Source organism: Mesorhizobium sp. KR9-304 (assembly GCF_040049215.1).
Lineage (GTDB): Bacteria > Pseudomonadota > Alphaproteobacteria > Rhizobiales > Rhizobiaceae > Mesorhizobium_K.
This window is the reverse complement of sequence record NZ_JBDZDN010000001.1, coordinates 2,355,729-2,380,627: the sequence shown is the minus strand read 5'-3', so window position 1 is coordinate 2,380,627 and position 24,899 is coordinate 2,355,729. Positions and strand designations below refer to the sequence as shown.

The window sequence follows — 24,899 nt, the reverse complement described above, 5'->3', positions numbered from 1 at the left end:
CTCCCCGCTTAGTGGGGGTGAGGATGGGCGCGGGCGTCATTCACCCAACCGTTTCTTAAACACTCTTCTCTAGGGTGCGGCTCCCGACGAAACGGAGTGAGTGCGTGCGCTTTTCCGCGGCAACGACCGCCGACAGGCTCCTGCCGGAGCGCCTGGCGCTGCGCGCGCGGCCGTTGCTCGGCCGCATCGACGCCGTGCTGTTCAGCGCCGACGAGCGCGGCGAGGCAGGCCGCATGTCGGTCATCGCCTTCATAATCCGCATCGTCAGCGCCGCGATTGCCTTCATCAGCCAGGTGTTTCTCGCCCGCTGGATGGGCAGCTTCGAATACGGCATCTTCGTGCTGGTCTGGGTCACGATGGTGATCGCCGGCAACGTGTCGTGCCTGGGCTTCCACACCTCGGTCATCCGCTTCGTCCCGGAATACCGCGAAAAGGGCATGCTCGCCGAACTGCGCGGCATACTGATCGCCTCGAGGCTGTTCGTGCTGGTCGCCTCCACCGCCATCGCGGCCGTTGGCGGCCTCTGCGTCGTCCTGCTGGCGCCTCATATCGAGAGCTACTACGTCGTGCCCTTCGTGCTCGGCTTCGTCTGCCTGCCGATGATCGCGCTGTCGGACGTGCTGCAGGGCCTGTCGCGCGCCAACTCCTGGGCCGTGTTCGCGCTGTCGCCGACCTATCTGGTGCGCCCGGTCCTGATCCTCGTCCTGATGGCCGCCGCCCTTGCCGCGGGCTACCGGCCGGATGCCAAGGCCGCGCTGATCGTGGCGATCGTGGCGACCTACCTCACAACCCTCTGGCAGTTCGCCGGCGTCACGACCCGCCTCGACCGAAAACTGCCGGCCGGGCCGCGCACGATGCATTTCCGCGAATGGTTCGTCGTCTCGCTGCCGATTTTCCTGGTCGAGAGCTTCTTCTTCCTGCTCACCAATGCCGACGTACTGATGGTCGGTTTCTTCATGGAGCCGGACGACGTCGCGGTCTATTTCGCCACGGTGAAGACGCTGGCGCTGGTGCATTTCGTCTATTTCGCGGTCAAGGCCGGCGTCGCGCAGCGCTACGCCGCCTACATGCACGGCGACCCCGGCAAGCTCGCTGCCTTCGCGCGCGACACGGTGTCGTGGACCTTCTGGCCGTCGCTTGCGATGGCGATTGTCGTGCTGGCGCTCGGCGAGCCGATATTGTGGCTGTTCGGCCCCGGTTTCGACGCCGGCTACCCGCTGCTCTTCCTGCTGGTCGTCGGCGTCGTCGCCCGCGCGGCGGTCGGCCCCTGCGAGAGCCTGCTCACCATGACCGGCAACCAGAACATCTGCGCCATGGTCTACGCCATGACGCTGGTGCTCAACATCGGGCTCAGCGTGCTGTTGATCCCGGCCTTCGGCCTGTGGGGCGCGGCAATCGCCACCACCGCCTCGATGCTGTTCGAAGCGGCGGCCCTTTCCTTCACCGTCTGGATAAGGCTTGGCGTCGTCATGGCGATCTTCGCACCGGCAGGGAGCCCACGCTGATGGCCGCGGTTCCGCTTCTGGAGGAAACGAGCGGCGGCCCGGCCGGCACCATGATCGCCGGGCTGGCGGGCCTGGCGGGCAAGCGGCTCGAGCCCGCCCATATCGAGCTGCTCGAGGGCAACCGGCCGCTGCGCCGGCTGGCCATCTACCCGGCATCGGCCGGTTTCGACCTGGTCGACGAACTCGACTATCTGTGCGCCCGCACCATCGAGCCGAACATCTTCTTCAACCCGCATTTCCTGGCACCGGCCATGCCGAGACTGGAAGACAGAGAGGTGCGCCTCGCCGTCATCCGCGACGGCGACGAACACAAGAACCGCCTGCGGCTTCTGGTGCCGTTTTCGGTCGAACGGCCGCCTATGCCGCTCGGCGTCTCGATCATGCGGACCTGGGCGAGCCCCTTCGGCCCGCTCGGCACGCCTCTCATCGACCGCGACGATCCGGTCGGCGTGATCGAGGATTTTTTCGCCATGCTGTCGCGCTCGCACCTGAAGCTGCCCAAGGTGCTCGTGCTGCCGGACGTCAGGCTCGACGGCGCCGTGGCCTCGATGCTCGGCAGCGTCGCCGAATCGCGCGGCCTGCCGCTGGTCACCACGCGCCGTTTCGAGCGCGCCTTTCTGGAAAGCAGGCTCGACGGCGAGGACTATCTCAAGGCGTCGCTGCGATCCCACCACTACCGCGAGTTCCGCCGGCTGAAGCGCCGGCTCGCCGACCAGGGCGAACTCGTCCACAGCGTCGCCCGCGGACCCGAGGAAATCCGCCACGCGATCGAGGGCTTCCTGTCGCTCGAAGCCGCCGGCTGGAAGGGCCGCGAGCGTACCGCCATGGCCGTCGACCGCTACCGCGCCGCCTTCGCCCGCGAGGCGGTGCACGGGCTTGCCGAGCACGACCTCTGCCGCATCCACTCGCTGACGCTGGGCGGCAGGCTGATCGCCAGCCTGATCGTCTTCGTGGAAGCCGGCGTCGCCTACACCTGGAAGACGGCCTATGACGAGAGCTACGCGGCCTTCTCGCCCGGCACGCTTCTGATGATCGAGGTCACCAAGCAGCATCTCGACGATCCCAACATCGAGCTCACCGATTCCTGCGCGGTGCCCGACCATCCGGTCATGTCGCGCCTGTGGAGCGAGAGGAAGCCGATCGGCACGCTGGTCATCGGCATGACGCCTTCCGCCGACCGCATCACGCGGCAGGCCGCCTCGCAGCTTCATCTCTATCAGGAGACGCGCAACTTCGCCCGCCTGGTCCGCAACCGCGTGCGCAGCCTGCTCAAACGCCGCTGACGGAACCGGTGAGCGATGCCGCCTCATGTCTCGCCCGGTCGCGGAAGATGCGGCGGATGACCTTGCCCGTCGTCGTCAGCGGCATGGAATCGACGAACTCCACTTCGCGCGGATATTCATGCGCCGAGAGCCGCTCGCGCACCCATCGGCTGATCTCGGCGGCAAGCTCGGGGCTGCCCGCAACGCCGTCCTTCAGCACCACATAGGCCTTGACGATCTCGGTTCGCAGCAGGTCGGGCTTGCCGACCGCCGCGGCAAGCGCCACCGCCGGATGCCCGGTCAGGCAATCCTCGATCTCGCCCGGCCCGATGCGGAAACCGGAAGAGGTGATGACGTCGTCGTCGCGGCCGAAGAACTGGACGTAGCCGTCCTCGTCCTCGATGCCCTGGTCGCCGGTCGTCATCCAGTCGCCGATGAATTTTTTCGCCGTGGCGTCGGGGTTCTGCCAGTATTCCAGGAACATCACCGGATCCGGCCGCGCCACCGCGATCTGGCCGACCTCGCCGGGCCTCACCCGCCGGCCGTCGCCGTCGATGATAGCGACGCTGTGGCCGGGAACGACCTTGCCGATCGCACCGGCGCGGCTGACGCCGATCGAGGCGCAGGAACCAAGCACGAGGTTGCATTCGGTCTGGCCATAGAATTCGTTCGGGGTGACGCCGAGCGCCGCTTTCGCCCATTCATAGGTCTCGCGGCCGAGCGATTCGCCTGCCGAGCAGACCGCGCGCAGTTCGAGGCGGAAGCGACGGGGAATGTCCGGCACTGATTTCAGCATGCGCAAGGCGGTGGGCGGGATGAAGGCGTTTTTCACCCGCATCTTCTCGACCAGCACGAGCGCCGTTTCGGGATCGAACTTCTCGAAGCGGGCAGCAACAACAGGCACGCCGAGATAGAGCGACGGCAACAGCGCGTTGAGCAGCCCGCCTGCCCAGGCCCAGTCGGCCGGCGTCCACATCAGGTCGCCAGCCCGCGGCAGGAATTCATAGGCCATCTGCACGCCCGGCAGGTGCCCGAGCAGCACCCTGTGCGGCAGCAGCGCTCCCTTCGGCGGACCGGTCGTGCCGGAGGTGAAGATCATCAGAGCCGGATCGTCCGGGCCTGTGGCTTCCGCGGCGAAGTCGACGGGATGCTCCGCGACCAGTCGCCCAAAATCGTGAGGGCCATCGCCACCCACGACAACGATCCCGTCGAGACCGGGCAGGCGTCCTGAGATCCGCGAGAGCTTCAGCGCGCCCGCCGGATTGGTTACGGCGAGCTTCACGCCGGCCGTTTGCAGACGGTACTCCAGCGCCTCGACGCCGAAAAGCAGGGCCAGCGGCACGGCGATCGCGCCGAGCTTGTAGATGGCGAGGTGCGCGATGACGGTCTCGAAGCTCTGCGGCAAAAGCAGCGCGACCCGATCTCCGCGACGGATGCCCCGCGAACGCAAGGCATTGGCAAAGGCATTCGACTTGCTGGCGAGTTCCGAAAAGCTCAGCCGGTCGGGCGCGCCATCGGCACGGTAGTCGAACAGCGCCGTCCTGCCGGGATCTTCGGCCGCCCAGCGGTCGGCCACGGCCACGCCGATGTTGAAGCGTCCGGGGACGGTCCAGCGGAAATCGCGATAGAGGGACGCATAGTCGTCGCGCCGTTCGAGCATGGACAACGGTCTCCGCTCCTCCGCGATGTCGTCCTCCGCGTATGTGCTGCCCCAAGCCAGGAGCGAACCAGCACCTCGACTCACGCTGTTACAAAATGGAGCGACCGACAGCAAGACCGGCGTCGGTGGCTCATGCTGCCAGAGCCGCCTTGGCATGGCTCAACGCCACCGCGTCGGGGCCGGCGGGGAAGCTGATCGTGTCGGACTTGTCGTGGGCGGCCTGCCAGACGATTTCAGCGACGTCCGCCGGCAGGGTGTGCGCGCCTGGCTGCGTCATCATGGCGAAGATGCCGTTGGCGTAGTCGGCATAAGCCTCCGGGATGAAGCGCTCCACCAGCGATCCCGCGTTCCTGGAAAAGGCCGTCGTCGGACCGTAGCCCGGCTGGACCATCTTTACGCGGATGCCGAAGTGATTGAGTTCGTGTGCGAGCGATCCGGTGAAGCCGTCGATGGCCGTTTTGCTGGCGGTATAGATGGCGACCAGCGGCATCGGCGCGAGAACCGTGCTGGACGTCACGTTGATCAGCGTGCCGGCGCGGCGGTCGCGGAACTGCGGGATGACGGCTTGCGTCATGGCCATAACGCCAAAGGTGTTGGTCTCGAATATCTCGCGCGCCGTATCGATCGGCGTCGCCTCGAAGGCGCCGAACATTCCGATGCCGGCATTGTTGACCAGCACGTCTATCGGACCGGCGGCCTCGACGGCGGCCTTGATGCTGTCGGCGTCGGTGACGTCGAGCGGCACGATGCGGATGCGGTCGGATTTGGGCAGCACATCCTCGCGCGGCGTGCGCATGGCGGCGACAACGGTCCAGCCCTTGGCATGGAAATGCCTGGCGGTTTCGAGGCCGTAGCCGGAAGAGGCTCCGGTGATAAGTATGGTGTTCATGGCGGCTTCCTTTCGCTTGCTATGACGCTCCATACCGCCACACCTTCGGACTTTCTATAATTGGCAATCCGCCTTTCATTTGCTATCGTCCGAATATGATCGATCCTCTGACGGACATCGTCCGCTTGTTGAAGCCTCGCACGGTATTCTCGAAAGGGATCAGCGCCGCCGGCAACTGGGCAGTGCGCTATTCCGACTTCGGCGAGCCGAGCTTCTGCACCGTGATCGAGGGAAGCTGCCGCCTCGATGTCGACGGCCATGACGGCGTGACGCTGGAGGCCGGCGATTTCGTGCTGCTTCCGGCCACCCCGGGCTTCACCATGTCGAGCTTCGAACCCGCGCCACCGAAATTCATCGACCCGAAGGTGACACCGGCGCCGACTGAGGAAATCCGCCACGGCAGGCAGGACGGCCCCCCCGATGTGCGCCAGCTCGGCGGCTATTTCGTCTTCGATTCCCCCGATGCGGCTCTGATGGTGGCCTTGCTGCCGGGCATGCTGCATGTGCGCGGCGCCGAGCGCCTGGCCACGCTGGTGCGCCTCGTAGGCGAGGAAACCGCCGATCGGCGGCCGGGCCGCGACCTGATCCTGACCCGGCTCGTCGAGATTCTGATCATCGAAGCGCTGCGCTCGACCCCGAGCAAGGACGCGCCCCGGGGATTGCTGCGCGGCCTGGCAGACGAACGGCTGGCCGAGGCCATGCGGCAGATTCACGGAGATCCCGCCCGTCCTTGGACTGTGGCTGAGCTCGCCAAGAAGGCGGCGCTTTCCCGCTCGGCCTTCTTCGACCACTTCACCCGCGCCGTCGGTCTGCCGCCGATGGAATACATCCTCGCCTGGCGCATGGCGCTCGCAAAGGATCTGCTGCGTCGGCAAGACGTCGCACTCGCCAACGTCGCCGAACGGGTGGGGTACGGTTCGGCTAGTGCCTTCAGCACCGCCTTCAGCCGGTATGTGGGCCTGCCGCCGAGCCGCTACGCGCGAGAGCAGTCCCACGCGCCTGCCTGAAGCCGCCCACGCCCGGCAGAATGCCGGCGATCGCTCGCTTCGAAAATCGGGGCATTGGCGGGGCGGCCGAGATACTGATGGCACGGCCAAGATCCGATCGTGGCGCGCGCCTGGGCGAATGGTGCGGGCGGTCGGACTCGAACCGACATATCCGTAAGGACGGCGGATTTTGAGTCCGCTGCGTCTACCAGTTCCGCCACGCCCGCACGACGCAGACCCGTCGTGCCGTGGGCCTCGCGGGTAGCTCCGCGCTCCTATATTGCACCTGAAACGAAAACGCCAGATGTTGAAGTTCTTCGCCCTCCGCAATGGACCATGACGACGGCAGCACGGGCCGAACCCCGTTGCCGGCTGCGGCTTTTGCGCGCAATTCGACATGATCAGGGACGCACAGGCGGCTGCTGAGCCTTCCGGCATTGTGCACCGCGCAAAATCTTCCTAAACACGGGCGGGCCGCACGGAAACGCCGGATGCTTCGAAGACTATACGACTGGACGCTGTCGCTCGCCGCCCGAAAATCCGCCGAATATTGGCTGGCCTTCATCGCCTTCATCGAAAGTTCGATCTTCCTCGTCCCGGCCGACGTGCTGTTCCTGCCGATGGCGCTGGCGCGGCCCGACCGCGCCTACCGCTATGCGCTGGTCGCGACGGCGGCCTCGGTGCTCGGCGGCATCGCCGGCTGGCTGCTTGGGTACTATGCCTACGAAGCCCTGGCAAAACCCGTGCTCGAATTCTACGGCAAGCTCGACGACTTCGAGGCGCTCAGGGTTTCCTCGGGCTACGGCTTCATCGTCCTGATGCTGGTGACGTCGGGCATCGCCCATCTGCCGCCGATCAAGGTGGTGACGATCCTGTCGGGCGTCATCGGTGTAAACATCTGGCTGTTCATCCTGTCGGCGATCATCGCGCGCGGCGCGCGCTTCTTCTTCCTCGCCTGGCTGCTGCGCCGCTACGGAGAGCCTATCCGAAAGTTCGTCGAGGAGCGGTTGGGGCTGATCGCCGCGGTGGCTGCGGCCGTCCTTATTTTGCTGTACTTGCTCGTCAGATACCTGCACTGAGCGCGCCGCCGGCAAGGGGCCGGCCGCCGCACCGGAAAAATACATGATTGCCATCGCCGAACCGACCAGCAGCCTGCAGCGCAACACCGCGATGTTCCTGACTTTCGCCATGGCGGCGGTGGTCGGCGCAGCGCTCGGCTTCGAGCACATCGGCCACTACATCCCCTGCAAGCTCTGCCTTGAGCAACGCATCCCCTACTACACCGGCGTGCCTGTCATGGCGCTGGCGGCGGTGTCCGCGACCTTGCGCTGGCCGCCGGTCATCACGCGCATCCTGCTGCTGGCCGGCGGCCTGCTGATGGCCTGGAGCCTGTTCCTCGCGGTACGCCATTCCGGCGTCGAATGGGGCTGGTGGGCAGGCCCGACCGATTGCGGCGCGGTGGCGGGGCCCACGGACACCGGCGGCAAGGGCGTGCTCGACGCCATCGATGCCTTCGTGCCGCCGTCCTGCGACAAGGCGGCATTGCGCGTGCTCGGCCTGTCCTTTGCCGGCTGGAACGCGATTGCCAGCCTGATCCTGGGCGTGGTGGCGTTCCGAGGCGCGTTGGCCAGGGTACGGGGCTAAGTTATGCGATGGAAGGTTTGGGTCGGCGCGTTTCTCATATGGCAGAACTGCACGTCGGCTTATGCCTGCGCGAATTTTGATGAAAGAATGTACTCCGAATCCTGGATTGAAAATAGATATCCAGATTTGTTAAAGAAATTGGGAAAGCCCTATCAGAAGACTTATTGTTACAGAATTATCAGTGATGAAGATATGCACCGGGAATGTGCCGTCTCCTTTATCTCCGAAAAGGGCTCAAGCCACATACACTACTTTCTAGTGCTTTTCGATCCGGGCGATTGCGGCGAATCAGACCCACTTTCCCTGCAAATAATAGTTGAGAAAGCCCAGTTTGACGAGCGGTTGGCGTCGAAGCGGTAGATGCGAACCCTCGCGCATGCCCGCGCGTCCTACGGCTCCAGTTCGACATCCCAGTAGAGATAGTCCATCCAGCTCTCGTGCAGATAGTTGGGCGGGAACATCCGGCCGTTGTTGTGCAGATCATGCACCGTCGGCTGGTAGGGTTTCTGCAGCGGCCACATCTTGGCCTGCGCCGGCATCATGCCGCCCTTCCTGAGATTGCAGGGCGAGCAGGCGGCGACCACGTTCTCCCATGTCGTCGCGCCGCCTCTGTGGCGGGGGGTGACATGATCGAAGGTGAGATCCTCAGGCGTGCCGCAATACTGGCACTGGAAGCGGTCGCGCAGGAACACGTTGAACCGGGTGAAGGCCGGGTGGCGCGAAGGCTTCACATAGCTCTTCAGGCTGACGACGGAGGGCAGCCGCATCGAGAAGGTGGGTGAGGAGACCTGGTGCTCGTATTCGGCGACGATGTTCACCCGATCGAGGAACACCGCCTTGATGACGTCCTGCCATGACCAGAGCGACAACGGATAATAGCTGAGCGGCCGGTAGTCGGCGTTCAACACCAGCGCAGGCAGCCCGTCGGGGGACACCGCGATCGTCACTTGCGATACCCTCCTTGGACCTCAATGCGATACGCCAGGATATTGTAAGCAGGAGGTGACAGGAATGTGAAGCGGCCCGTTTGCCCAACGGGTCGGAAAAACTTCACGAATCTCGCCGTTTTCGCAGGATTTATGAAGGCGGCGCGCCCTCCCTTCCTCTTGTTTGCCGATAATAGGCCCAGAACAGCCGCGACGCTACCCCCCGGTAAGGCGACCATGATTCGGCGATTTTGATGAGCGCTTTCTCGCCCGGCCTGGGATCGATGGCGAGCGCGTGGCCGACCGCCGACTGCAGCGCGACGTCCCGCGCGGGGAAGATGTCGGGATGGCCCGCGGCCGACAGCAGATAGACTTGCGCGGTCCAGAGCCCGATGCCCGGCACGGCGGTCATCGCGCTGATCGCAGCCTCGACGTCGAGGTCGCAAAGGCGCGAGAGATCGAGGCCATCCAGCACGGCCCGCGACACGGCAAGCACGGCGCGTTGCTTCGGCCGCGACAGACCGGCTTCGCGGAACAGTTCGTCGCCGGCCGTGAGCAGGACTTCCGGCGTCAGCGGATCGGCGAGATTTATCAGCCGGCCGAAGATCGCGTCGGCGCTGGCGCGGGAAACCTGCTGCGAGATGACAATCGAGACGAGGCTCCTGAACCCGGGTTCGGTCCGGCGCAGCGGCACATCGCCGGCGGTGGCGCGCACGTTCTCAAGCCGGGGATCGATGACGCACAGCGCATCGAGCCCGGTCGTGAGGTCGTCGATTGTGGAGATGCGCTGCATAGAGGGCCGATCGCGTCCCTTGTGGAGTTCGGGACGGATAGATAGCAATCGGGCCATGGCCGCAACAATCCGAAACCGGCGCCACTCCTGACAGCAATGACACAGCCCGTCTTCCGTTTCGCGCCGAGCCCGAATGGCGAGTTGCACCTCGGCCACGCCTATTCGGCGCTGCTCAACGCGCAAATGGCCGAAAAGGCCGGCGGCAGGCTGCTGCTGCGCATCGAGGACATCGACACGGCGCGCTGCACGCCGGAATTCGAGGCCGGTATCTATCGCGATCTCGAATGGCTCGGCATCGCCTGGGAAAAGCCGGTGCGCCGCCAGTCCGAGCATTTTGAACAATATGCAAGGCTGCTCGACCGACTGGTCGAAGCGGAACTCGTCTATCCGGCTTTCATGAGCCGTGGCGAAACGCGTGCCCACATAACGCAGACGGAAGAACGCGGGAGGGCATGGCCCCGCGATCCCGACGGGGTGCCGCTCTATCCTGGCCTGGACAAGACGCTCGGCACGGCCGAGCGCAGGCGCAGGATGGCCGCAGGCGAGCCGTTCGCATGGCGGCTCGACATGGCGGCCGCGGCCGCGGCGCTGCGCGCGCCGTTGACCTGGATCGAATTTGCCGACGCGGACATGACCTCCACGAGGGTGGTCGACGCGAGGCCCGATCAATGGGGCGACGTCGTGCTGGCGCGCAGGGACGTGGCGACGAGCTACCATCTCTCGGTGGTCGCCGACGACGCGTTGCAGGGCGTCACCCACGTCGTGCGCGGGCTGGATCTGTTTCAGGCTACCGGCGTCCACCGGCTGCTGCAGATGCTGCTTGGGCTATCCGAGCCGGTCTATTTCCATCACCGGCTGATCCTCGGGTCCGACGGGCGCAAGCTTTCCAAGAGCTTGCGCGACAGCGGCATCGACGCCTTGAGGTCGAGCGGACGGACGCCGGACGACGTAAAGCGGATGGTCGGTCTCTGAAACTCAGATCTTGGCGATGCCGGCCTTGAGCACGGCCAGCACGCTGACCGTGGCAAAGGCGCCTCCGAGGCCATAGGCCATCGCCATCTTCAGGTCGCGCAGATTGATGCCGTAGGTGTTGGCGATGATGATCGCCATGAAAAACCCGAAGGTGAACAGGATCATGTTGCCGAGCGGGCCAAACCCGTCCTCGCGCATGATGGCGTCGAGCGCCGACCCGAAAAACAGGGCGAGGACGGCGACGCTCGCCACCGCCATCATCAGCCAACCTGGCTCGAGGTTCCAGATCATGTCCGCCCCCTTCCGGTAAACCCGCGGCACGCATCGCAACCCTGGACCCGGGATATGCTCCGGGTTCAATCGCGTTGATTATATGGATCAATCGTTTCGCTTTGCTTGACCGAATAATCGGCATTAGAGCGAACCGGTCCACGGTCCTCCAGTTCGGCGTCAAGAATGATCTCCGCCAGGCGGCTGATACCCGCGCTCTTCGTGCTTCTCTGGGCGACCGGCTTCATCGGCGCGCGCTACGCAATGCCCTGGGCGGAGCCGTTCAGCTTCCTCGCCGCGCGCTTCCTGCTGGCCTTCATCATCCTGGCCGCGGCGGCGGGGATGCTTGGCGCGCAGCGGGCCCGAAGGTCGGACATGCTCCATTCCATGGGGGCCGGGGTGTTGATGCACGGCGTCTATCTCGGCGGCGTGTTCTGGGCGATCCATCGCGGCATGCCGGCGGGACTGTCGGCTCTGATCGTGGGACTACAGCCGCTGATCACGGCAATCCTCGCCGGCAGCCTGCTTGGCGAACGCATCTTGCCACGCCACTGGGCAGGGCTTGCGGCGGGTTTCGCCGGCGTCGTCATCGTGCTTGCCCCGAAGCTCGGCGAGATCCACGGCGGCGTCTCCTGGGAAACCCTCGCCGCCTCCTTCGTCGCGGTCGCCGGCATGAGTGCAGGCACCATCTGGCAGAAGCGTTTCCTGACCGGCAGCGACCTGATCACCGGCACCTGCTGGCAATATGCCGGCGGCGCGCTGGTCATGATCCTGCTCTCGCTCGCCTTCGAGACGCGCAGTTTCACGCTGACCGGCGAGTTGGTCTTCGCCATGGCCTGGCTGGTGCTGGTGCTGTCGATCGGCGCCATCGTGCTTCTGATGGTGATGATCCGCGACGGCGAGATGTCGAAGGTCGCTTCGCTCTTCTACTTGGTCCCGGCGGTCACGGCCCTGATCGCCTGGGCGCTCTTCGGCGAGGAACTGACGCTGGTCCAGATTGGCGGCATGGCCATCGCGACCTTCGGCGTGGCGCTGGCGACCGTCCGCAACCCGGCGCCGGGGACCGCGGCATAGCTCAGTCCGGCACGCTAGCTTGGCACCCTAACTGGGCACCCTGGCGCGTGCCTCGAAATAGCGGCTGATCGCGGCGTTGAACTCACCCCCGAGGATGAAGATCGCCGACACGATGTAGAGGAAGACCACGGCGATCATGATCGAGGCCAGGCCGGCATATGTGGTCACGTAGGACGAGAAGTGATCGAGATAGGCGGCGAAGATGGTCGATCCGGCAAGCCAGGCGATCAGGGTGAAGAGGATGCCGGGCACGATATCGACGAAGCGGCGCTTGCCCGCCGGCAGCCAGATGTGGACGGCGACCAGGCCGAGCACGATGACGGTCGAGGCGATGACGAAGCGCCACAGCGTGATCGTCCCAAGATAGGGTTGCAGCCACTCGAAATTCGCCAATGCCAGCCGCATGATGAGCGGGGCGAAAACGAGCAGGACGCTGATGGCAAGGAAGCCGATCGTGGCGATGAACACGAAGGCGAGGCTCTGGATACGCCGGAAGATGAAGGAGCGGGTCTCGACCACGCGATAGGCGCGATTGAGCGCCGTGCGCAGGGATTCGATGCCGTTGGAGGCGAAGAAGGCAGCGAGCAGCACGCCGTAGGTCAACAGGTCGCTGCGCTGCACGGTGAGCACGTTGACGACCTCGCGCGAGATCGGCGCGGCGATCTGTTCGGGCCACGTGTCGAAGACCAGATGCACCGCCGTCTCGGCGAACGCCTGGGCGCCGAGGAAGCTGGCGAGCGTGGTTGCGAAGATCAGGAAAGGGAACAGCGCCATCAGCGCCGTGATCGCCAGATGGCTCGCCATGGACCAGCCGTCATCGTAGTTGAAGTGGCCGAGCGCGTCGTAGAGGATGCGCTTCAGCGCGACGATCTTGCGCATTCAGAGTGCTTCCGCGGTCGTTTGAACCAGAAACACTCGCTGTCCTCCATTGATGCCGTCGATTGTTTCGCCGCTGCGAATATGGGAAGGGATTGCAACAAATGGCAAGTCGGATACTGAACCTGGGACGGCAACGGCCGGCGGAATGAACGAGTTGCGCACGATCATCGTAACCGGCACATCGTCGGGCATCGGCGCCTATTGCGCGCGCGCATTGAAAGCCGAGGGCTGGCGGGTTTTCGCCACCGCGCGCAAGCTGGAGGACATCGCCGCTCTTGAGGCGGACGGGATCGAGGCCTTCTACCTCGACTACCGAGAACCGGATTCGATCGCCAAGCTGGTCCAGGACGTGCTGGCGCGGACCGGCGGCGGCCTGGACGCGCTGTTCAACAACGGCGGCTATTCGCAACCCGGCGCGGTCGAGGACATCTCGGTCGCGGCCCTTCGCGAGCAGTTCGAGGCGAATTTCTTCGGCTGGCACGACCTTACGACGCGGATCGTTCCGGTGATGCGCGCGCAGGGTCACGGCCGCATCGTGCACTGCTCCTCCATCATGGGACTGGCTCCGTTCAAGTTTCGCGGGCCATATGCGGCTTCAAAACACGCGCTGGAGGGCCTGATGCTCTGCCTGCGCTCGGAACTTCTCGATACGAACATCCACGTATCGCTGATCGAGCCGGGGCCGATAAAGTCGAAGATCGCGACCAATGCGCTCGCCTGGTTTCTCAAGAATGTGGACCATGAGAACTCCGCCCATCGTGTCGCCTACCAGGCGCAGCTCGACCGGCTGAACGCCGGCGGAAACGTGTCGCGCATGAAGCCCGGGCCGGAAGCGGTCTACGCGGTATTGCGTCACGCCCTGCTTTCCACAAGGCCGAGGCCGCATTATGTGGTGACTTTGCCTGCAAGGATAGGCGCTCTGATGAAGCGCTTTCTGCCGCCGGCGATGTTCTACCGCATTCTCGCGGCGCGCTCTTAAGCTCAATCGACAGGAACAGCCGATGGCGACCGTCTTCAACATATTGGCCATCCTCGTCATGGCCGCGGTGGTGATCGTGCTTATCCGCGGCCTTGCCAATATGCTGCGCGGCGGCTCCGGCAACACGTCGAACAAGCTGATGCAGATGCGCGTGCTCTTGCAGTTCATCGCGCTGGTGCTGATCCTGCTCGGCGCCTATGTCGCAGGCCGGTTCTAGGGCCGTTCGCTATGGTGAAGCTCAACAAGATCTATACCCGCACCGGCGACGACGGCACAACCGGCCTGGGCAGCGGCGAGCGCCGGCTGAAGTCCGATCTCAGGGTCGAGGCCTATGGGACCGTGGACGAGGCCAACGCCTGCATCGGCCTGGCGAGGCTCCACACCGCCGAAGCCAGCCCCCAACTCGACGCGATGCTCGGCCGCATCCAGAACGACCTCTTCGACCTAGGCGCGGATCTGTGCGTGCCCGACACAGGCAAGAAGCTCGACTACGAGCCGCTGCGCATCATCGCCGCGCAGACCGCCCGCATCGAGGCGGACATCGACAGTCTCAACAAGGGTCTGCGGCCGCTGAAATCCTTCATCCTGCCGGGCGGCTCGCCGGCCGCCGCTGCGCTCCACCTTGCGCGCACCGTCACGCGGCGCGCGGAGCGCATGATGGTCGCGCTGGCGCAAAGCCCCGGCGAGCACGTCAACCGCGAGGGCATCCGGTACATCAACCGCGTCTCGGACTTCCTGTTCGTCGCGGGACGGGTGGTCAATGACAACGGAAACTCCGACGTGCTATGGGTTCCGGGCCAGAACCGATAGCCGGCTGAGACGGATTGGGGAGCGAGAAGAAAGAGATGTTCATCCCGCTCCACGACGCAAACAGCCTGAAACGCATCAAGCTGCAATACGTCACGATCGGGCTGATCGCCGTCAACGTCCTTATCTACTTCTTCACCGCATTCGGCGCGGAGCAGTTTGCCCTCGCGGCGGTCTACGGGCTGGGCTACATCCCCTCCGTCGTCTTCGACTATGTCGAGCTGCCGCCGGAACTGGCCGTGGTTCCGGAAGACCTGACCTACATTTCCTATGCCTTCCTGCACGGCGATCTGTTCCATCTGGGCGGAAACATGCTGTTCCTGTGGGTATTCGGCGACAATGTCGAAGACGCGCTGGGGCACACCAAATTCCTGATCTTCTACCTGCTCTGCGCCGTCGCCGGCGCGCTTTTGCACGGGCTGGTAGCACCGGAATCGCAAGTACCGCTGATCGGCGCGTCGGGCGCCATCGCCGGCGTGGTTGCAGCCTATCTCATCCTGCACCCCCGCGTAAAAATCTGGATCCTCGCCTTCGGCCGCATCCCGCTGCGCATCCCGGCCTACATCACGCTCATGCTGTGGATCCTGTTCCAGTTCGCCATGTTCGCGATCGCCGGCGACGACCAGGTGTCCTTCGCCTGCCATGTCGGCGGCATCCTTGCCGGCGCGGTGCTGGTGCTGATCCTGCGCAGCCGCGACGTGCCGCTGTTCGACCGCGAGATCGTCACGCCCCGTGCGGTGGTGGTCGAGCAACCGAGCGCGGTGCGGCCCGTCGGGGTCGAACCCGCGCCACGCTGGGGCCGGCAATAGCGTTCTTATTGAACCGATTTGACGCATCCGGCGATATTGACGCGCTCGGAAGCCCAAACTAGGGTCCGCCCGCTTTTCAAGGGCGTTTGGTCCCGAAAATCGCCGTGACGGGTCTGTTTTGAAGCCAGGGGTGTCGGCTATCGACAACCGAGCCGGGCGCGGGGCTGCTACGCCGGAAAATCTACGGAGAGGCTGTAAACCATGAAAGTGCTTGTGCCCGTGAAGCGGGTGGTCGACTACAACGTCAAGATCCGGGTGCGGGCGGACGGTTCGGGCGTCGAGCTCGCCAATGTGAAGATGTCGATGAACCCGTTCGACGAGATCGGCGTCGAGGAGGCAATCCGGCTGAAGGAGGCCGGCAAGGCGGATGAGATCGTCGTGGTGTCGATCGGTCCGGCGCAGGCCGCAGAGACACTGAGAACGGCGCTCGCCATGGGTGCAGACCGCGCGATCCTAGTCAAGGTCGATGAGCTGGTCGAGCCGCTCGGCGTCGCCAAGGTGCTGAAGGGCGTGGTCGATGCCGAGAAGCCGGGCTTGGTGATCCTCGGCAAGCAGGCGATCGACGACGACGCCAACCAGACCGGCCAGATGCTGTCGGCGCTGCTCGGCTGGAGCCAGGCGACGTTCGCCTCCAAGGTCGAGATCGACGGCGACAAGGCGAAGGTGACGCGCGAGGTCGACGGCGGCCTGCAGGTGGTCGAGGTCAAGCTGCCGGCGATCGTGACCACCGACCTGCGCCTCAACCAGCCGCGCTATGCTTCGCTGCCCAACATCATGAAGGCCAAGAAGAAGCCGCTCGACGAGAAGTCGCCTGCCGATTTCGGCGCCGACGTGAAGCCGCGCCTCAAGGTGATCAAGACGGAAGAGCCCGGCGGCCGCAAGGCGGGCGTCAAGGTGAAGAGCGTCGCTGAACTGGTCGACAAGCTGCGTAACGAAGCCGGCGTTCTGTAAGTCCGTGACCCCCGAAAGTTGCAGACTTTCGGGATCAGGATCACGGACACAAGGAATTTGAAGGAACAAAAAATGGCAATTCTCCTCATCGCCGAACACGACAACCAGAGCCTGTCCGACCAGACGGCGAAGACGCTGTCGGCCGCGCTGAAGATCGGCGCCGATATCGACGTGCTGGTCGCCGGCAACGGCGCCAAACCTGCCGCGGAGGCCGCAGCCAAGCTTGGCGGCGTGCGCAAGGTGCTGCTCGCCGAGGCCGCCGAGCTGGAAAATCGGCTGGCCGAACCCTTGGCGGCAACCATCGTTTCGCTGGCCGGCGGCTACGACACGATCATCGCGCCGGCCACCACCAGCGGCAAGAACGTGATGCCGCGTGTCGCCGCGCTGCTCGACGTGATGCAACTGTCGGAGATCGTCGAGGTGGTCTCGCCCGACACGTTCAAGCGGCCGATCTATGCCGGCAACGCCATACAGACGGTGCAGTCGACCGATGCCAGACGAGTCATCACCGTGCGCACCGCCTCCTTCCAGGCCGCGCCCGAAGGCGGCGTGGCTCCGGTCGAGACCGTCGCCGCCGCGGCCAACCCCGGCCTGTCCTCCTTCGTCGAGAACCGCCTGTCGGGCGGCGAGCGCCCCGAACTCACCTCGGCGAGGATCATCATTTCGGGCGGCCGCGCGCTCGGCTCCTCGGAGAAGTTCCAGGAAGTCATCCTGCCGGTCGCCGACAAGCTCGGTGCGGCCGTCGGCGCATCGCGCGCTGCAGTCGACGCCGGCTACGCGCCGAACGACTGGCAGGTCGGCCAGACCGGCAAGGTGGTGGCGCCCGACCTCTACATCGCCGTCGGCATCTCCGGCGCGATCCAGCACCTCGCCGGCATGAAGGATTCGAAAGTCATCGTCGCCATCAACAAGGACGAGGAGGCGCCGATCTTCCAGGTCGCCGACTACGGCCTCGTCGGCGACCTCTTCACCATCCTGCCCGAGCTCGAAAAGGCGCTTTGACGCCTTCGGAACCATTGTATTAAACTGGAAGGGCCGGGGTGGACGAAGCTGCCCCGGCCCTTTAGTTTGCAGCACGATGTGCACTGCACAAAAATGGGCGCGGACAAGCCCAGCGACGGGATCAGCAAAATGGCTATCGAGACTGTGGGCATCATCGGCGCCGGGCAGATGGGTGGCGGCATCGCGCAGGTGGCCGCGATCGCCGGCTACAAGGTGGTGATCTACGACATCGCGGCCGACCGCATCGAAAAGGGAATCGCCACCGTCAGCGGCAACATGGCCCGCATGGTCGCGTCCGGAAAACTCACCGAGGACGCCCGGCAGGAAGCGCTCGCGCGGATCTCCGGCGCGACGGAGATGAGCGGCCTCGCCGGCGCGGACCTCGTCATCGAGGCGGCGACCGAGGACGAGAGCGTCAAGCGCAAGATCTATGCGCAGCTCTGCCCGCAGCTCAATCCGCAGGCGATACTCGCCACGAACACCTCGTCGATCTCTATCACGCGGCTGGCGGCGGCGACGGACCGGCCGGAGCGCTTCATGGGCGTGCATTTCATGAACCCGGTACCGGTGATGAAGCTTGTCGAACTGGTGCGCGGCATAGCAACTGACGACGCCACCTTCGAGGCGGCGAAGGCTTTCGCGGCGAAGCTCGACAAGACGATCACCGTATCGGAGGATTTCCCGGCCTTTATCGTCAACCGTATCCTGCTGCCGATGATAAACGAAGCGATCTACACGCTCTACGAGGGCGTCGGCACGGTCGACGCGATCGACACGGCCATGAAGCTTGGCGCCAACCACCCGATGGGACCGCTGCAGCTTGCCGACTTCATCGGCCTCGACACCTGCCTGTCGATCATGCAGGTGCTGCATGACGGACTGTCGGACTCGAAATACCGCCCCTGCCCGCTGCTGGTGAAATATGTCGAGGCCGGCTGGCTCGGCCGCAAGACCGGCCGCGGTTTCTACGACTACCGCGGCGAGCATCCGGTGCCGACCAGGTAGCCGCCGCCGCGCCTACGACCCGCCCGGTGGCTTCGCCGGTCCAGCCTCAGTTCTGAATCTCCCGGCATCAGGCGGCGGGAAGGCTGTGGCTATCCGTCCCGTACGATCGATGCCCGGAGAGCCAAAACGTCGGCATTTACCCGGCTGTGCGCACCGCATTCCCGCCTGTTGCCCGGCGCATTGCGCCGGCCCGCTCGGCATGGCACGAAAGAATCGTTGTTAGGCCATTTGCGAGGCGGCGGATGCAATATCTGGTGGTGGCAAACCTGTTCTTGAGCGCAGTGCTGGTCGCCGCAGCGATTGGGGCCGGCGTATACTTCTACCTCAAGCGCCGGCGCCGCAAGAAAGCCTCGCTGCAGCCGGGCGATCCCTCGAGGGACTATGCCGCCCCGAACACCAAACGCCGCTCGGCCGGCAGCCTGAACTACTCCTCGTTCGTTTATCTGGATGTCGACCGCGACGGACGTTATGGCCTCGGGGACCGTCCGATGGGTGGCATCATGGTGCGCCTCAGCGGCTCGAACGGCCACCTGCTTTCCTCCAGAACGAACGGCAACGGCTTTGCCAATTTCACCATGTCGGTCAGGGCGCGAAAGGCGCAGATACGATCGCCTGGACGCTACCAATTCGCAGTGTCTATCCCGCCGGGATGGGTGTCGACCAGCGGCGGCGAAATCCAGACGATGCCGTTCGATCTCATCGAAGGATCGCCGGCTGGCATAGGATCGGCCGAAATGGTGAAGCCGGTCGGCATTGCGCCGGTGCGCCTTGTGCGCGGCCAGACTGCCTCCGAAGCGGCGACGCTGACCTTCACGAAAGCGGGCGAGAGGCTGACACAAGAGAGCCTGAAGCCGAACAGCCCGTTCAAGGTAAGCGTGCCGGACGGCGCTGACACCCTGACGGTGGATGGACCCGGCCTCGGCAGAAGCTTGGCGCTTTCGACCTATCCGACCGACCTCGGTATGCTTTCGCCAGACCGGCAGGCGATCGCCGAAGACGCGGCGCTGGAGACGATCGATTTCAACGACGTGACGCCGCGCGGGCTGCGCAAGATTCCATCCGGCTATGCCGGCTTGAACTGGTTCAACCTCAACGCGATCTCGCGGGACTTCCAGGGCGGCAACGAGGGCTATGTCAACGGCAACACGTCGGGTGACCACATGTGCTACACCAGTAGCGGCCACCCGGCGGAGCTTTGGAGCGACACGCCCTTCGGCTTCCATTCGGTTATGCTGTCATCGGCCTGGCTGCGGTCCGAAGGTGAGATCTGCATCGTCGAAAGCTGGCAGGCGGACAGGCTGCTTGCGAGAGACGAGATCGCGGTGTCGGCGCTTGCGCCGGTGCACTACGCGCCTATGCTTCGGGACGTCACGCGAATCCGCTTCGCCTCCAAGCACTATTGGCAGATAGCCGTCGACGATCTGGCGATCGTGCGCTGACGGGGACAGGGGCGAGGCATGGAAACAGAAAAGCCCGCGAGTGGCGGGCTTTTCACGGTGATGTCCAGATGACAAAAGCGGGCGCTGAAACCTAGACGGGAGCAGGCCCGTTGCCCTGTCCCTGTCCCTGTCCCTGTCCCTGGCCCTGTCCTTGTCCCTGGCCCTGTCCTTGTCCCTGACCGTCGCCTGGGCTTCCCACCGCAGCCACTATCCGAGACAGGACTTCGCGGCGGACCAACAGGGGCTTTTCATATGGAAATTTCATTCGCTCGCCTCCTAACGCAATCGGGAAAATAAGCGTTACGGCAGGGAATACTGTCAAGCCCGAGATACACCGGAAAACTGGGGAATTCGCGAACTGCGGCAAATATATCACGAGGAACGTAGAATAGACGTCTCGGAGATGCTTTCGCGCCGGGGCGCCAGCAACTGCGCCAGCTTGTCAACTCTTGTCGCCTTTACGTAGATGAGTTCATCGGGAACGGCATTCTCCTCGATCATGCGCAATGCGTCGGCCGGCCGTTCGGCGGTAAACAGTCGCCCGGCGAATTCACCGGTGGCCAGCCGGCGCACGCGCTCGGCGTTGCGGCCGGTGAAGATGACACGATCGGCAACCGCCAGCGCCATCCGGGCAACGTTGTAGTAATGCGACTTGCTTGACCCTGTATAATCCGAAACCGTCCCGAAGAGGACTGTTTTCCTGGGCGCGGATGATTGCGCAAGAAATTGCAGGCACACTTCGATGCCGTAGTAGGAGGATTTGTAGGCATCCAGAACACACCAGCCGCCCTGCGGTGTCCGGTGAACCGACATCCTGTTGTAAGCCGGCCGCGCATCTTCAAGAGCCGAGAGACAATCCGATCTGGACACGCCCATTTCCAACGCCGTGAGCAGGGCAGCCATAACCGAGACGGCCCAGTGCTCCCCGACAAGCTGGGTCTTCACCTCGAACCGCTCGCCCTTGTATTCGACTTCCACAGTGAGTCTTTCCGGCCATCGGGATCGTGCGCCGATGAGTCGGAGGTCCGCATCCGCATTGCTCCCGAACCGGACGACCCGGCAGGGGCTGCCGGCCGCCATGGCGGCGACCAACGGATCGTCCGCGTTGAGAACCGCCAATCCGCTGCCCGGCAGCGAACGGACCAGCGCAGACTTCTCAAGGGCAGTGGCTTCGGAACCGCCGAACGCCTTGCGATGATCCCCGCTGATCGCGGTCACGATGCCAATCGAAGGGCGCAGGGCCGCGACGCAACGGGAGACCGAGCCGGGTTTGTGGCCGCTGACTTCCTGCACGAAGTACCGAATGCGCCATGGTTTAGCGCGCAGCAAATTGTCCCAGATATTGTGAGGTTCGTTGAAATCGGTGCGAAAATAGGTTCTGCCCTGGGTTCGCAGCATGCGCGCCAGCAACTGAGTGGCCGTGGTCTTGCCGAAGCTGCCGGTCGCGGCAACGAAGGTCGTCCCTGGAAACAGGCGGCGCCAGATCTTCGCTCTGAATTCGCGTGTGCGAACCCAGGTCCGCGGCGGTCTGATCCCTTGCAACTTCAGATAGTTCGAAAGGTGAGACATCCAGTTCCTTCTGCCAAGCGGGCCGCCGGTGACTAGCTATACTATCGATGCCGTGACCGCAGAGGTACCAGCGCCTGCATGAGCCTGTCCGCCTTTGAAGCCTTGACGTAGATTATCTCGCCATGGACCGGATCGCTCTCCAGATGTCGGAGAGCGTCGACAGAATGTTCATAGTGAAACAGCCGTCCCGCGAATTCTCTCTCGGCAAGCCTGCGCACACGCTCGGCATTCCGGCCTACGAAAATCACCCGATCGGCCACCGACAGCGCCATCCGCGCTGCCTTCTCATAGTGCGGTCGGCTGGCTCCGGGATGATCGGCAATGGTACCGAATAGTACGGTACGGCGCGTAACATCGGCGTTTCGCAGAAATCCGAGGCACTCCTGAATGCCGAAGAACGACGATTTGGCGTCCAAAACATACCATCCTCCGTTCCTCGTCGGATGCACGGACATCCGACCATAGTCGGGAGCCGCGCGCGCGATGGCCTCCAGACAGACGGCTCGCGGAATACCAAGCTCCAGCGCCGCCAACAGCGCCGGCAGCGCGGCAACCGACCAGTGCTCGCCAACGAATTTCGTGCTGACGTCGAACTGCTCTCCCCGGTACTGGACCCTCATTGAAAGCCGCTTGGGCCAGACGGAGCTAGCCTCTATCAGCCGGAGTTCTGCCTCCGCCGCCGCGCCGAACCGAACCACCCGGCAGGGACTGATGGACGCCATTTTCGCGACATACGGGTCGTCTGCGTTGAGTACTGCAAGGCCCTTGCGCGGGAGGTGTTTTACCAAACCCGCCTTCTCCGCGGCAATTGCGTCGAGCGATCCACCGAACGACTTGCGGTGATCGCCGCCGACGGCCGTCACGATGCCGACATGGGGTCGCAGGACAGCGACACTCCTGGCGATCGCGCCGGGATAGTGGCCGCTGACTTCCTGAACCATATAGCGATGACGCCACGGCCGCGCCTTCAACACGCTCTTGGCGACGTTCACCGGGGTATTGAACCAGGGACGAGAGTAGGTCGGGCCGCTTTTCTGCAATATGCTCGCGAGAAGCAACTCGGTCGTCGTCTTGCCGTGGCTGCCTGTGACACCGATGAAGATGGTGCGCACGCATGCCGAACGCCAAAGTCTGGCTAGGGCGAAACGAGCGTCTTCGCGCCGGGCTCGCAATGAGTCCCTGAGGGGGGCTGGAAGGCGCTTGGAAAGCCGTGACATGCTCTGAACCTAGCGCATCCGCGTTTCACCGCAATCGGTTCAGGCACCGCCGCCGGCCGCCGCGATCAGGCGTTTCGCGTCCTCGCCCGACCAATCCGCCGGGCCGTTCATATGGGCTAGCAGGCAGCCTTCCGCGTCGATCAGCAGCGTCACCGGAAGGCCGAGCGCCAGGCCGCGCTTCTTCAACTCGTTGAAGAGGGCGAGCGTGTTGTCGCGGTAGTAGCCGAGCGTGTCGATGCGGGTCTCGGAGAGGAATTTCTTCGGCTTGGCGTCGTCGCCGGCGTCGACGTTGACGGCGATCACCTCGAATCGGTCGCCGCCCAGCTCCTTCTGCAGCGCGTTGAGCGCCGGCATCTCCTCGCGGCAGGGAAAACACCAGGTCGCCCAGAGATTGAGGAGCACGGTCTTGCCGGCGCGGTCGGCGAGCGTCATCGGCCTGCCCTCGGGGTCGTTGAAGGCGAGCGACTTCAGCGATTGCGGCGGATCGGCTGATAGCATGGCGGCGACCTCGCCTGTGGCGGAAGCGGCAACGCTTTTCGCCGTGTCGGCCTTGGCCGCGCAGGCAGCGACATCGGTCTCGCTAACCGACGCGGCAGGCGCCTGCTGGTTGCCAGCGGGGCGGCTGGTGACATATACCGCGACCGCGCCGGCAAGCGCGCCCGCCACCGCCGCCAGAAGGATCAAGCGCAGCGCCGGGAACATCGATTTTTTCTCTACTGCCATGCAAGCAAGACCTTCAACTCAGGCGCCCGGTTACCACGATGAGCGACGACAAGAGAAGTAACATGAGGGAGAACACGCCGGGCAACCAGATGTGGGGCGGACGTTTTGCCTCGGGTCCGGCCGCGATCATGCAGGCGATCAACGCCTCGATCTCCTTCGACAAAAAACTCTATGCGCAGGACATTCGCGGCTCGATCGCGCATTGTGAGATGCTGGCGGAGCAGGGCATCATCAGCAAAGCCGACCAGAAGAAGATTGCCAAAGGGCTGAAGGACATCCTCGCCGAGATCGAGGGCGGGAAATTCGTCTTCTCCGAGAAGCTCGAGGACATCCACATGAATGTCGAGGCGCGGCTTGCCGAACTAATCGGCCCGGCGGCCGGGCGGCTGCATACGGCGCGCTCGCGAAACGACCAGGTGGCGGTCGACTTCCGGCTCTGGGTGAAGAACGAATGCCTGCGCGTCGCCGAGGCGCTGAAGGGGCTGATCGCGGCCTTCCTGGAACGGGCGGAAGAACACGCCGCAACCGTGATGCCGGGCTTCACCCACATGCAGGCGGCGCAGCCGGTGACCTTCGGCCATCATTGCATGGCCTATGTCGAGATGTTCTCGCGCGACCTGTCGCGGGTCAGGGACGCGGTCGAGCGGATGGACGAGAGCCCGCTCGGCGCGGCGGCCCTCGCCGGCACCGGTTTCCCGATCGACCGGGCGATGACGGCGAAGGCGCTCGGCTTCCGCGAGCCTACGCGCAACTCGCTGGATTCGGTGTCTGATCGCGATTTCGCGCTGGAGTTCCTGGCGGTTGCAGCGATCTGCGCCACGCATCTGTCGCGGCTGGCCGAGGAGATCGTGATCTGGTCGACACCGCAATTCGGCTTCGTGAAGCTGTCGGACAGCTTCTCGACCGGCTCCTCGATCATGCCGCAGAAGAAGAACCCCGACGCGGCGGAGCTGGTGCGGGCCAAGACCGGCCGCGTCAACGGCCATCTGATCGCGCTTCTGACCGTCATGAAGGGCCTGCCGCTGACCTATTCCAAGGATATGCAGGAGGACAAGGAAGCGGTGTTCGACGCGGCCGAGACGCTCGACCTGATGCTGGCGGCGATGACCGGCATGGTCGGCGACATGACGGTTGACGCCGCCGCGATGAGCCAGGCGGCGGGCGCCGGCTATTCCACCGCGACCGACCTCGCCGACTGGCTGGTGCGCACGCTCGGCCTGCCGTTTCGCGAGGCGCATCACGTGACCGGCCGCGCGGTGGCGCTTGCCGAGCGCAGGAAGGTCGGGCTGGAGAGGTTGGCGCTTGCCGATCTGCAGGCGATCCATCCGGGCATCACGGCGGACGTGTTTTCTGTGCTGTCGGTGCAGAACTCCGTGAAGAGCCGCGTAAGTTTTGGCGGCACGGCGCCGTCTGAAGTCAAGAAGCAGATCCGGGCCTGGAAGAAGCGGCTGGCGAAAGCCTGAGGCGACCTCGGGGCCGGCTTGATTTGCCGGGTGCAAAGCCGGAAAATTTTCGCTACAAGCGGCGGACTGATTTTT

General features: G+C 64.4%; 25 protein-coding genes and 1 tRNA gene. 16 read left to right on the top strand and 10 right to left on the bottom strand.

All coding sequences use genetic code 11. From position 1 onward, the window contains the following. The first annotated feature begins 104 nt into the window (after positions 1–104). Together ABLE71_RS11375 and ABLE71_RS11370 are read left to right on the top strand one after the other, a co-directional pair. Positions 105–1,505, top strand: coding sequence for a lipopolysaccharide biosynthesis protein (locus tag ABLE71_RS11375; RefSeq protein WP_348783450.1), 1,401 nt, complete (start codon positions 105–107; stop codon positions 1,503–1,505). Further along, on the top strand, positions 1,505–2,788 hold the full coding sequence (locus tag ABLE71_RS11370; RefSeq protein WP_348783449.1) for a GNAT family N-acetyltransferase: 1,284 nt from the start codon (positions 1,505–1,507) through the stop codon (positions 2,786–2,788). Before ABLE71_RS11375 ends, ABLE71_RS11370 begins: the two co-directional genes overlap by 1 nt. Here ABLE71_RS11370 and ABLE71_RS11365 read toward each other — a convergent pair. Beyond that, entirely contained in the window at positions 2,775–4,427 is a 1,653-nt protein-coding gene (locus ABLE71_RS11365) for an AMP-binding protein (protein ID WP_348783448.1), read from the bottom strand. The two genes, ABLE71_RS11370 and ABLE71_RS11365, sit on opposite strands and share 14 nt — an antisense overlap. A gap of 130 nt (positions 4,428–4,557) precedes the next feature. Next, complete coding sequence (locus tag ABLE71_RS11360) at positions 4,558–5,316, bottom strand: SDR family oxidoreductase (RefSeq protein ID WP_348783447.1); 759 nt, start codon at positions 5,314–5,316, stop codon at positions 4,558–4,560. A 125-nt stretch (positions 5,317–5,441) separates the two neighbouring features. Here ABLE71_RS11360 and ABLE71_RS11355 point away from each other — a divergent pair, with 125 nt between their 5' ends. Beyond that, a complete protein-coding gene (locus tag ABLE71_RS11355) occupies positions 5,442–6,323 on the top strand; it encodes an AraC family transcriptional regulator (protein ID WP_348783446.1) in 882 nt (293 codons plus the stop codon). Positions 6,324–6,442: 119 nt separating this feature from the next. On the opposite strand, the gene ABLE71_RS11350 is transcribed toward ABLE71_RS11355, so the two are convergent. Beyond that, positions 6,443–6,529, bottom strand: a tRNA-Leu gene (locus tag ABLE71_RS11350). Positions 6,530–6,793: 264 nt separating this feature from the next. Between ABLE71_RS11350 and ABLE71_RS11345 the strand changes: the two genes are divergently transcribed. Beyond that, positions 6,794–7,381, top strand: coding sequence for a YqaA family protein (locus ABLE71_RS11345; RefSeq protein WP_348783445.1), 588 nt, complete (start codon positions 6,794–6,796; stop codon positions 7,379–7,381). A 43-nt stretch (positions 7,382–7,424) separates the two neighbouring features. Beyond that, the gene (locus ABLE71_RS11340) at positions 7,425–7,946 is read left to right on the top strand and encodes a disulfide bond formation protein B (RefSeq protein WP_348783444.1); all 522 of its coding nucleotides are present in this window, start codon (positions 7,425–7,427) and stop codon (positions 7,944–7,946) included. A 389-nt stretch (positions 7,947–8,335) separates the two neighbouring features. Here the strand turns inward: ABLE71_RS11340 and ABLE71_RS11335 are convergent, their stop codons facing one another. Then, positions 8,336–8,893, bottom strand: a complete 558-nt coding sequence (locus ABLE71_RS11335) for an HNH endonuclease (RefSeq protein ID WP_348783443.1) — start codon at positions 8,891–8,893, stop codon at positions 8,336–8,338. 130 nt (positions 8,894–9,023) lie between these two features. Then, positions 9,024–9,665 carry a DNA-3-methyladenine glycosylase gene (locus ABLE71_RS11330; protein ID WP_348783717.1) on the bottom strand — a complete coding sequence of 214 codons (642 nt, stop codon included), beginning with the start codon at positions 9,663–9,665 and terminating at the stop codon, positions 9,024–9,026. A gap of 96 nt (positions 9,666–9,761) precedes the next feature. Here ABLE71_RS11330 and gluQRS point away from each other — a divergent pair, with 96 nt between their 5' ends. Continuing rightward, on the top strand, positions 9,762–10,637 hold the full coding sequence (gene gluQRS / locus ABLE71_RS11325) for a tRNA glutamyl-Q(34) synthetase GluQRS (protein ID WP_348783442.1): 876 nt from the start codon (positions 9,762–9,764) through the stop codon (positions 10,635–10,637). 3 nt (positions 10,638–10,640) lie between these two features. On the opposite strand, the gene ABLE71_RS11320 is transcribed toward gluQRS, so the two are convergent. Beyond that, positions 10,641–10,928, bottom strand: coding sequence for a hypothetical protein (locus ABLE71_RS11320; RefSeq protein WP_348783441.1), 288 nt, complete (start codon positions 10,926–10,928; stop codon positions 10,641–10,643). A 165-nt stretch (positions 10,929–11,093) separates the two neighbouring features. Between ABLE71_RS11320 and ABLE71_RS11315 the strand changes: the two genes are divergently transcribed. Then, the gene (locus tag ABLE71_RS11315) at positions 11,094–11,981 is read left to right on the top strand and encodes a DMT family transporter (RefSeq protein WP_348783440.1); all 888 of its coding nucleotides are present in this window, start codon (positions 11,094–11,096) and stop codon (positions 11,979–11,981) included. A gap of 27 nt (positions 11,982–12,008) precedes the next feature. On the opposite strand, the gene ABLE71_RS11310 is transcribed toward ABLE71_RS11315, so the two are convergent. Beyond that, positions 12,009–12,860 (bottom strand): YihY/virulence factor BrkB family protein, encoded by an 852-nt coding sequence (locus ABLE71_RS11310; RefSeq protein ID WP_348783439.1) that lies wholly within the window; start codon positions 12,858–12,860, stop codon positions 12,009–12,011. 145 nt (positions 12,861–13,005) lie between these two features. On the opposite strand from ABLE71_RS11310, the gene ABLE71_RS11305 reads away from it, so the two are divergent. The 8 genes from ABLE71_RS11305 (at position 13,006) to ABLE71_RS11270 (ending at position 19,852) form a co-directional block, all read left to right on the top strand. Beyond that, positions 13,006–13,839, top strand: a complete 834-nt coding sequence (locus tag ABLE71_RS11305; protein WP_348783438.1) for an SDR family oxidoreductase — start codon at positions 13,006–13,008, stop codon at positions 13,837–13,839. A 22-nt stretch (positions 13,840–13,861) separates the two neighbouring features. Continuing rightward, a complete protein-coding gene (locus ABLE71_RS11300; RefSeq protein WP_348783437.1) occupies positions 13,862–14,056 on the top strand; it encodes a twin transmembrane helix small protein in 195 nt (64 codons plus the stop codon). A gap of 11 nt (positions 14,057–14,067) precedes the next feature. Beyond that, complete coding sequence (locus tag ABLE71_RS11295) at positions 14,068–14,649, top strand: cob(I)yrinic acid a,c-diamide adenosyltransferase (protein WP_348783436.1); 582 nt, start codon at positions 14,068–14,070, stop codon at positions 14,647–14,649. Between the two features lie 35 nt (positions 14,650–14,684). Further along, entirely contained in the window at positions 14,685–15,455 is a 771-nt protein-coding gene (locus ABLE71_RS11290) for a rhomboid family intramembrane serine protease (protein ID WP_348783435.1), read from the top strand. 201 nt (positions 15,456–15,656) lie between these two features. Next, positions 15,657–16,406 (top strand): electron transfer flavoprotein subunit beta/FixA family protein, encoded by a 750-nt coding sequence (locus ABLE71_RS11285; RefSeq protein WP_348783434.1) that lies wholly within the window; start codon positions 15,657–15,659, stop codon positions 16,404–16,406. 72 nt (positions 16,407–16,478) lie between these two features. Further along, entirely contained in the window at positions 16,479–17,408 is a 930-nt protein-coding gene (locus tag ABLE71_RS11280; protein WP_348783433.1) for an electron transfer flavoprotein subunit alpha/FixB family protein, read from the top strand. 129 nt (positions 17,409–17,537) lie between these two features. Beyond that, positions 17,538–18,413, top strand: coding sequence for a 3-hydroxybutyryl-CoA dehydrogenase (locus ABLE71_RS11275; protein WP_348783432.1), 876 nt, complete (start codon positions 17,538–17,540; stop codon positions 18,411–18,413). Positions 18,414–18,655: 242 nt separating this feature from the next. Next, complete coding sequence (locus tag ABLE71_RS11270; RefSeq protein ID WP_348783431.1) at positions 18,656–19,852, top strand: hypothetical protein; 1,197 nt, start codon at positions 18,656–18,658, stop codon at positions 19,850–19,852. 372 nt (positions 19,853–20,224) lie between these two features. Here the strand turns inward: ABLE71_RS11270 and ABLE71_RS11265 are convergent, their stop codons facing one another. The 3 genes from ABLE71_RS11265 to ABLE71_RS11255 form a co-directional block, all read right to left on the bottom strand. Continuing rightward, positions 20,225–21,421 (bottom strand): Mur ligase family protein, encoded by a 1,197-nt coding sequence (locus ABLE71_RS11265; RefSeq protein ID WP_348783430.1) that lies wholly within the window; start codon positions 21,419–21,421, stop codon positions 20,225–20,227. Between the two features lie 41 nt (positions 21,422–21,462). Further along, a complete protein-coding gene (locus ABLE71_RS11260) occupies positions 21,463–22,533 on the bottom strand; it encodes a Mur ligase family protein (protein ID WP_348783429.1) in 1,071 nt (356 codons plus the stop codon). A gap of 144 nt (positions 22,534–22,677) precedes the next feature. Continuing rightward, on the bottom strand, positions 22,678–23,361 hold the full coding sequence (locus tag ABLE71_RS11255; protein ID WP_348783428.1) for a TlpA disulfide reductase family protein: 684 nt from the start codon (positions 23,359–23,361) through the stop codon (positions 22,678–22,680). A gap of 62 nt (positions 23,362–23,423) precedes the next feature. On the opposite strand from ABLE71_RS11255, the gene argH reads away from it, so the two are divergent. After that, a complete protein-coding gene (argH, locus tag ABLE71_RS11250) occupies positions 23,424–24,824 on the top strand; it encodes an argininosuccinate lyase (RefSeq protein ID WP_348783427.1) in 1,401 nt (466 codons plus the stop codon). Positions 24,825–24,899 lie beyond the last annotated feature (75 nt).

Excerpts from the sequence above, each read along its gene's own strand:
- ABLE71_RS11370 (WP_348783449.1), top strand. The coding sequence starts at position 1,505 with ATGGCCGCGGTTCCGCTTCTGGAGGAAACGAGCGGCGGCCCGGCCGGC.
- ABLE71_RS11365 (WP_348783448.1), bottom strand. The coding sequence starts at position 4,427 with ATGCTCGAACGGCGCGACGACTATGCGTCCCTCTATCGCGATTTCCGC.
- ABLE71_RS11360 (WP_348783447.1), bottom strand. The coding sequence starts at position 5,316 with ATGAACACCATACTTATCACCGGAGCCTCTTCCGGCTACGGCCTCGAA.
- ABLE71_RS11345 (WP_348783445.1), top strand. The coding sequence starts at position 6,794 with ATGCTTCGAAGACTATACGACTGGACGCTGTCGCTCGCCGCCCGAAAA.
- ABLE71_RS11340 (WP_348783444.1), top strand. The coding sequence starts at position 7,425 with ATGATTGCCATCGCCGAACCGACCAGCAGCCTGCAGCGCAACACCGCG.
- ABLE71_RS11330 (WP_348783717.1), bottom strand. The coding sequence starts at position 9,665 with ATGCAGCGCATCTCCACAATCGACGACCTCACGACCGGGCTCGATGCG.
- gluQRS (WP_348783442.1), top strand. The coding sequence starts at position 9,762 with ATGACACAGCCCGTCTTCCGTTTCGCGCCGAGCCCGAATGGCGAGTTG.
- ABLE71_RS11320 (WP_348783441.1), bottom strand. The coding sequence starts at position 10,928 with ATGATCTGGAACCTCGAGCCAGGTTGGCTGATGATGGCGGTGGCGAGC.
- ABLE71_RS11315 (WP_348783440.1), top strand. The coding sequence starts at position 11,094 with ATGATCTCCGCCAGGCGGCTGATACCCGCGCTCTTCGTGCTTCTCTGG.
- ABLE71_RS11310 (WP_348783439.1), bottom strand. The coding sequence starts at position 12,860 with ATGCGCAAGATCGTCGCGCTGAAGCGCATCCTCTACGACGCGCTCGGC.
- ABLE71_RS11305 (WP_348783438.1), top strand. The coding sequence starts at position 13,006 with ATGAACGAGTTGCGCACGATCATCGTAACCGGCACATCGTCGGGCATC.
- ABLE71_RS11300 (WP_348783437.1), top strand. The coding sequence starts at position 13,862 with ATGGCGACCGTCTTCAACATATTGGCCATCCTCGTCATGGCCGCGGTG.
- ABLE71_RS11295 (WP_348783436.1), top strand. The coding sequence starts at position 14,068 with ATGGTGAAGCTCAACAAGATCTATACCCGCACCGGCGACGACGGCACA.
- ABLE71_RS11290 (WP_348783435.1), top strand. The coding sequence starts at position 14,685 with ATGTTCATCCCGCTCCACGACGCAAACAGCCTGAAACGCATCAAGCTG.
- ABLE71_RS11285 (WP_348783434.1), top strand. The coding sequence starts at position 15,657 with ATGAAAGTGCTTGTGCCCGTGAAGCGGGTGGTCGACTACAACGTCAAG.
- ABLE71_RS11280 (WP_348783433.1), top strand. The coding sequence starts at position 16,479 with ATGGCAATTCTCCTCATCGCCGAACACGACAACCAGAGCCTGTCCGAC.
- ABLE71_RS11275 (WP_348783432.1), top strand. The coding sequence starts at position 17,538 with ATGGCTATCGAGACTGTGGGCATCATCGGCGCCGGGCAGATGGGTGGC.
- ABLE71_RS11270 (WP_348783431.1), top strand. The coding sequence starts at position 18,656 with ATGCAATATCTGGTGGTGGCAAACCTGTTCTTGAGCGCAGTGCTGGTC.
- ABLE71_RS11265 (WP_348783430.1), bottom strand. The coding sequence starts at position 21,421 with ATGTCTCACCTTTCGAACTATCTGAAGTTGCAAGGGATCAGACCGCCG.
- ABLE71_RS11255 (WP_348783428.1), bottom strand. The coding sequence starts at position 23,361 with ATGGCAGTAGAGAAAAAATCGATGTTCCCGGCGCTGCGCTTGATCCTT.
- argH (WP_348783427.1), top strand. The coding sequence starts at position 23,424 with ATGAGGGAGAACACGCCGGGCAACCAGATGTGGGGCGGACGTTTTGCC.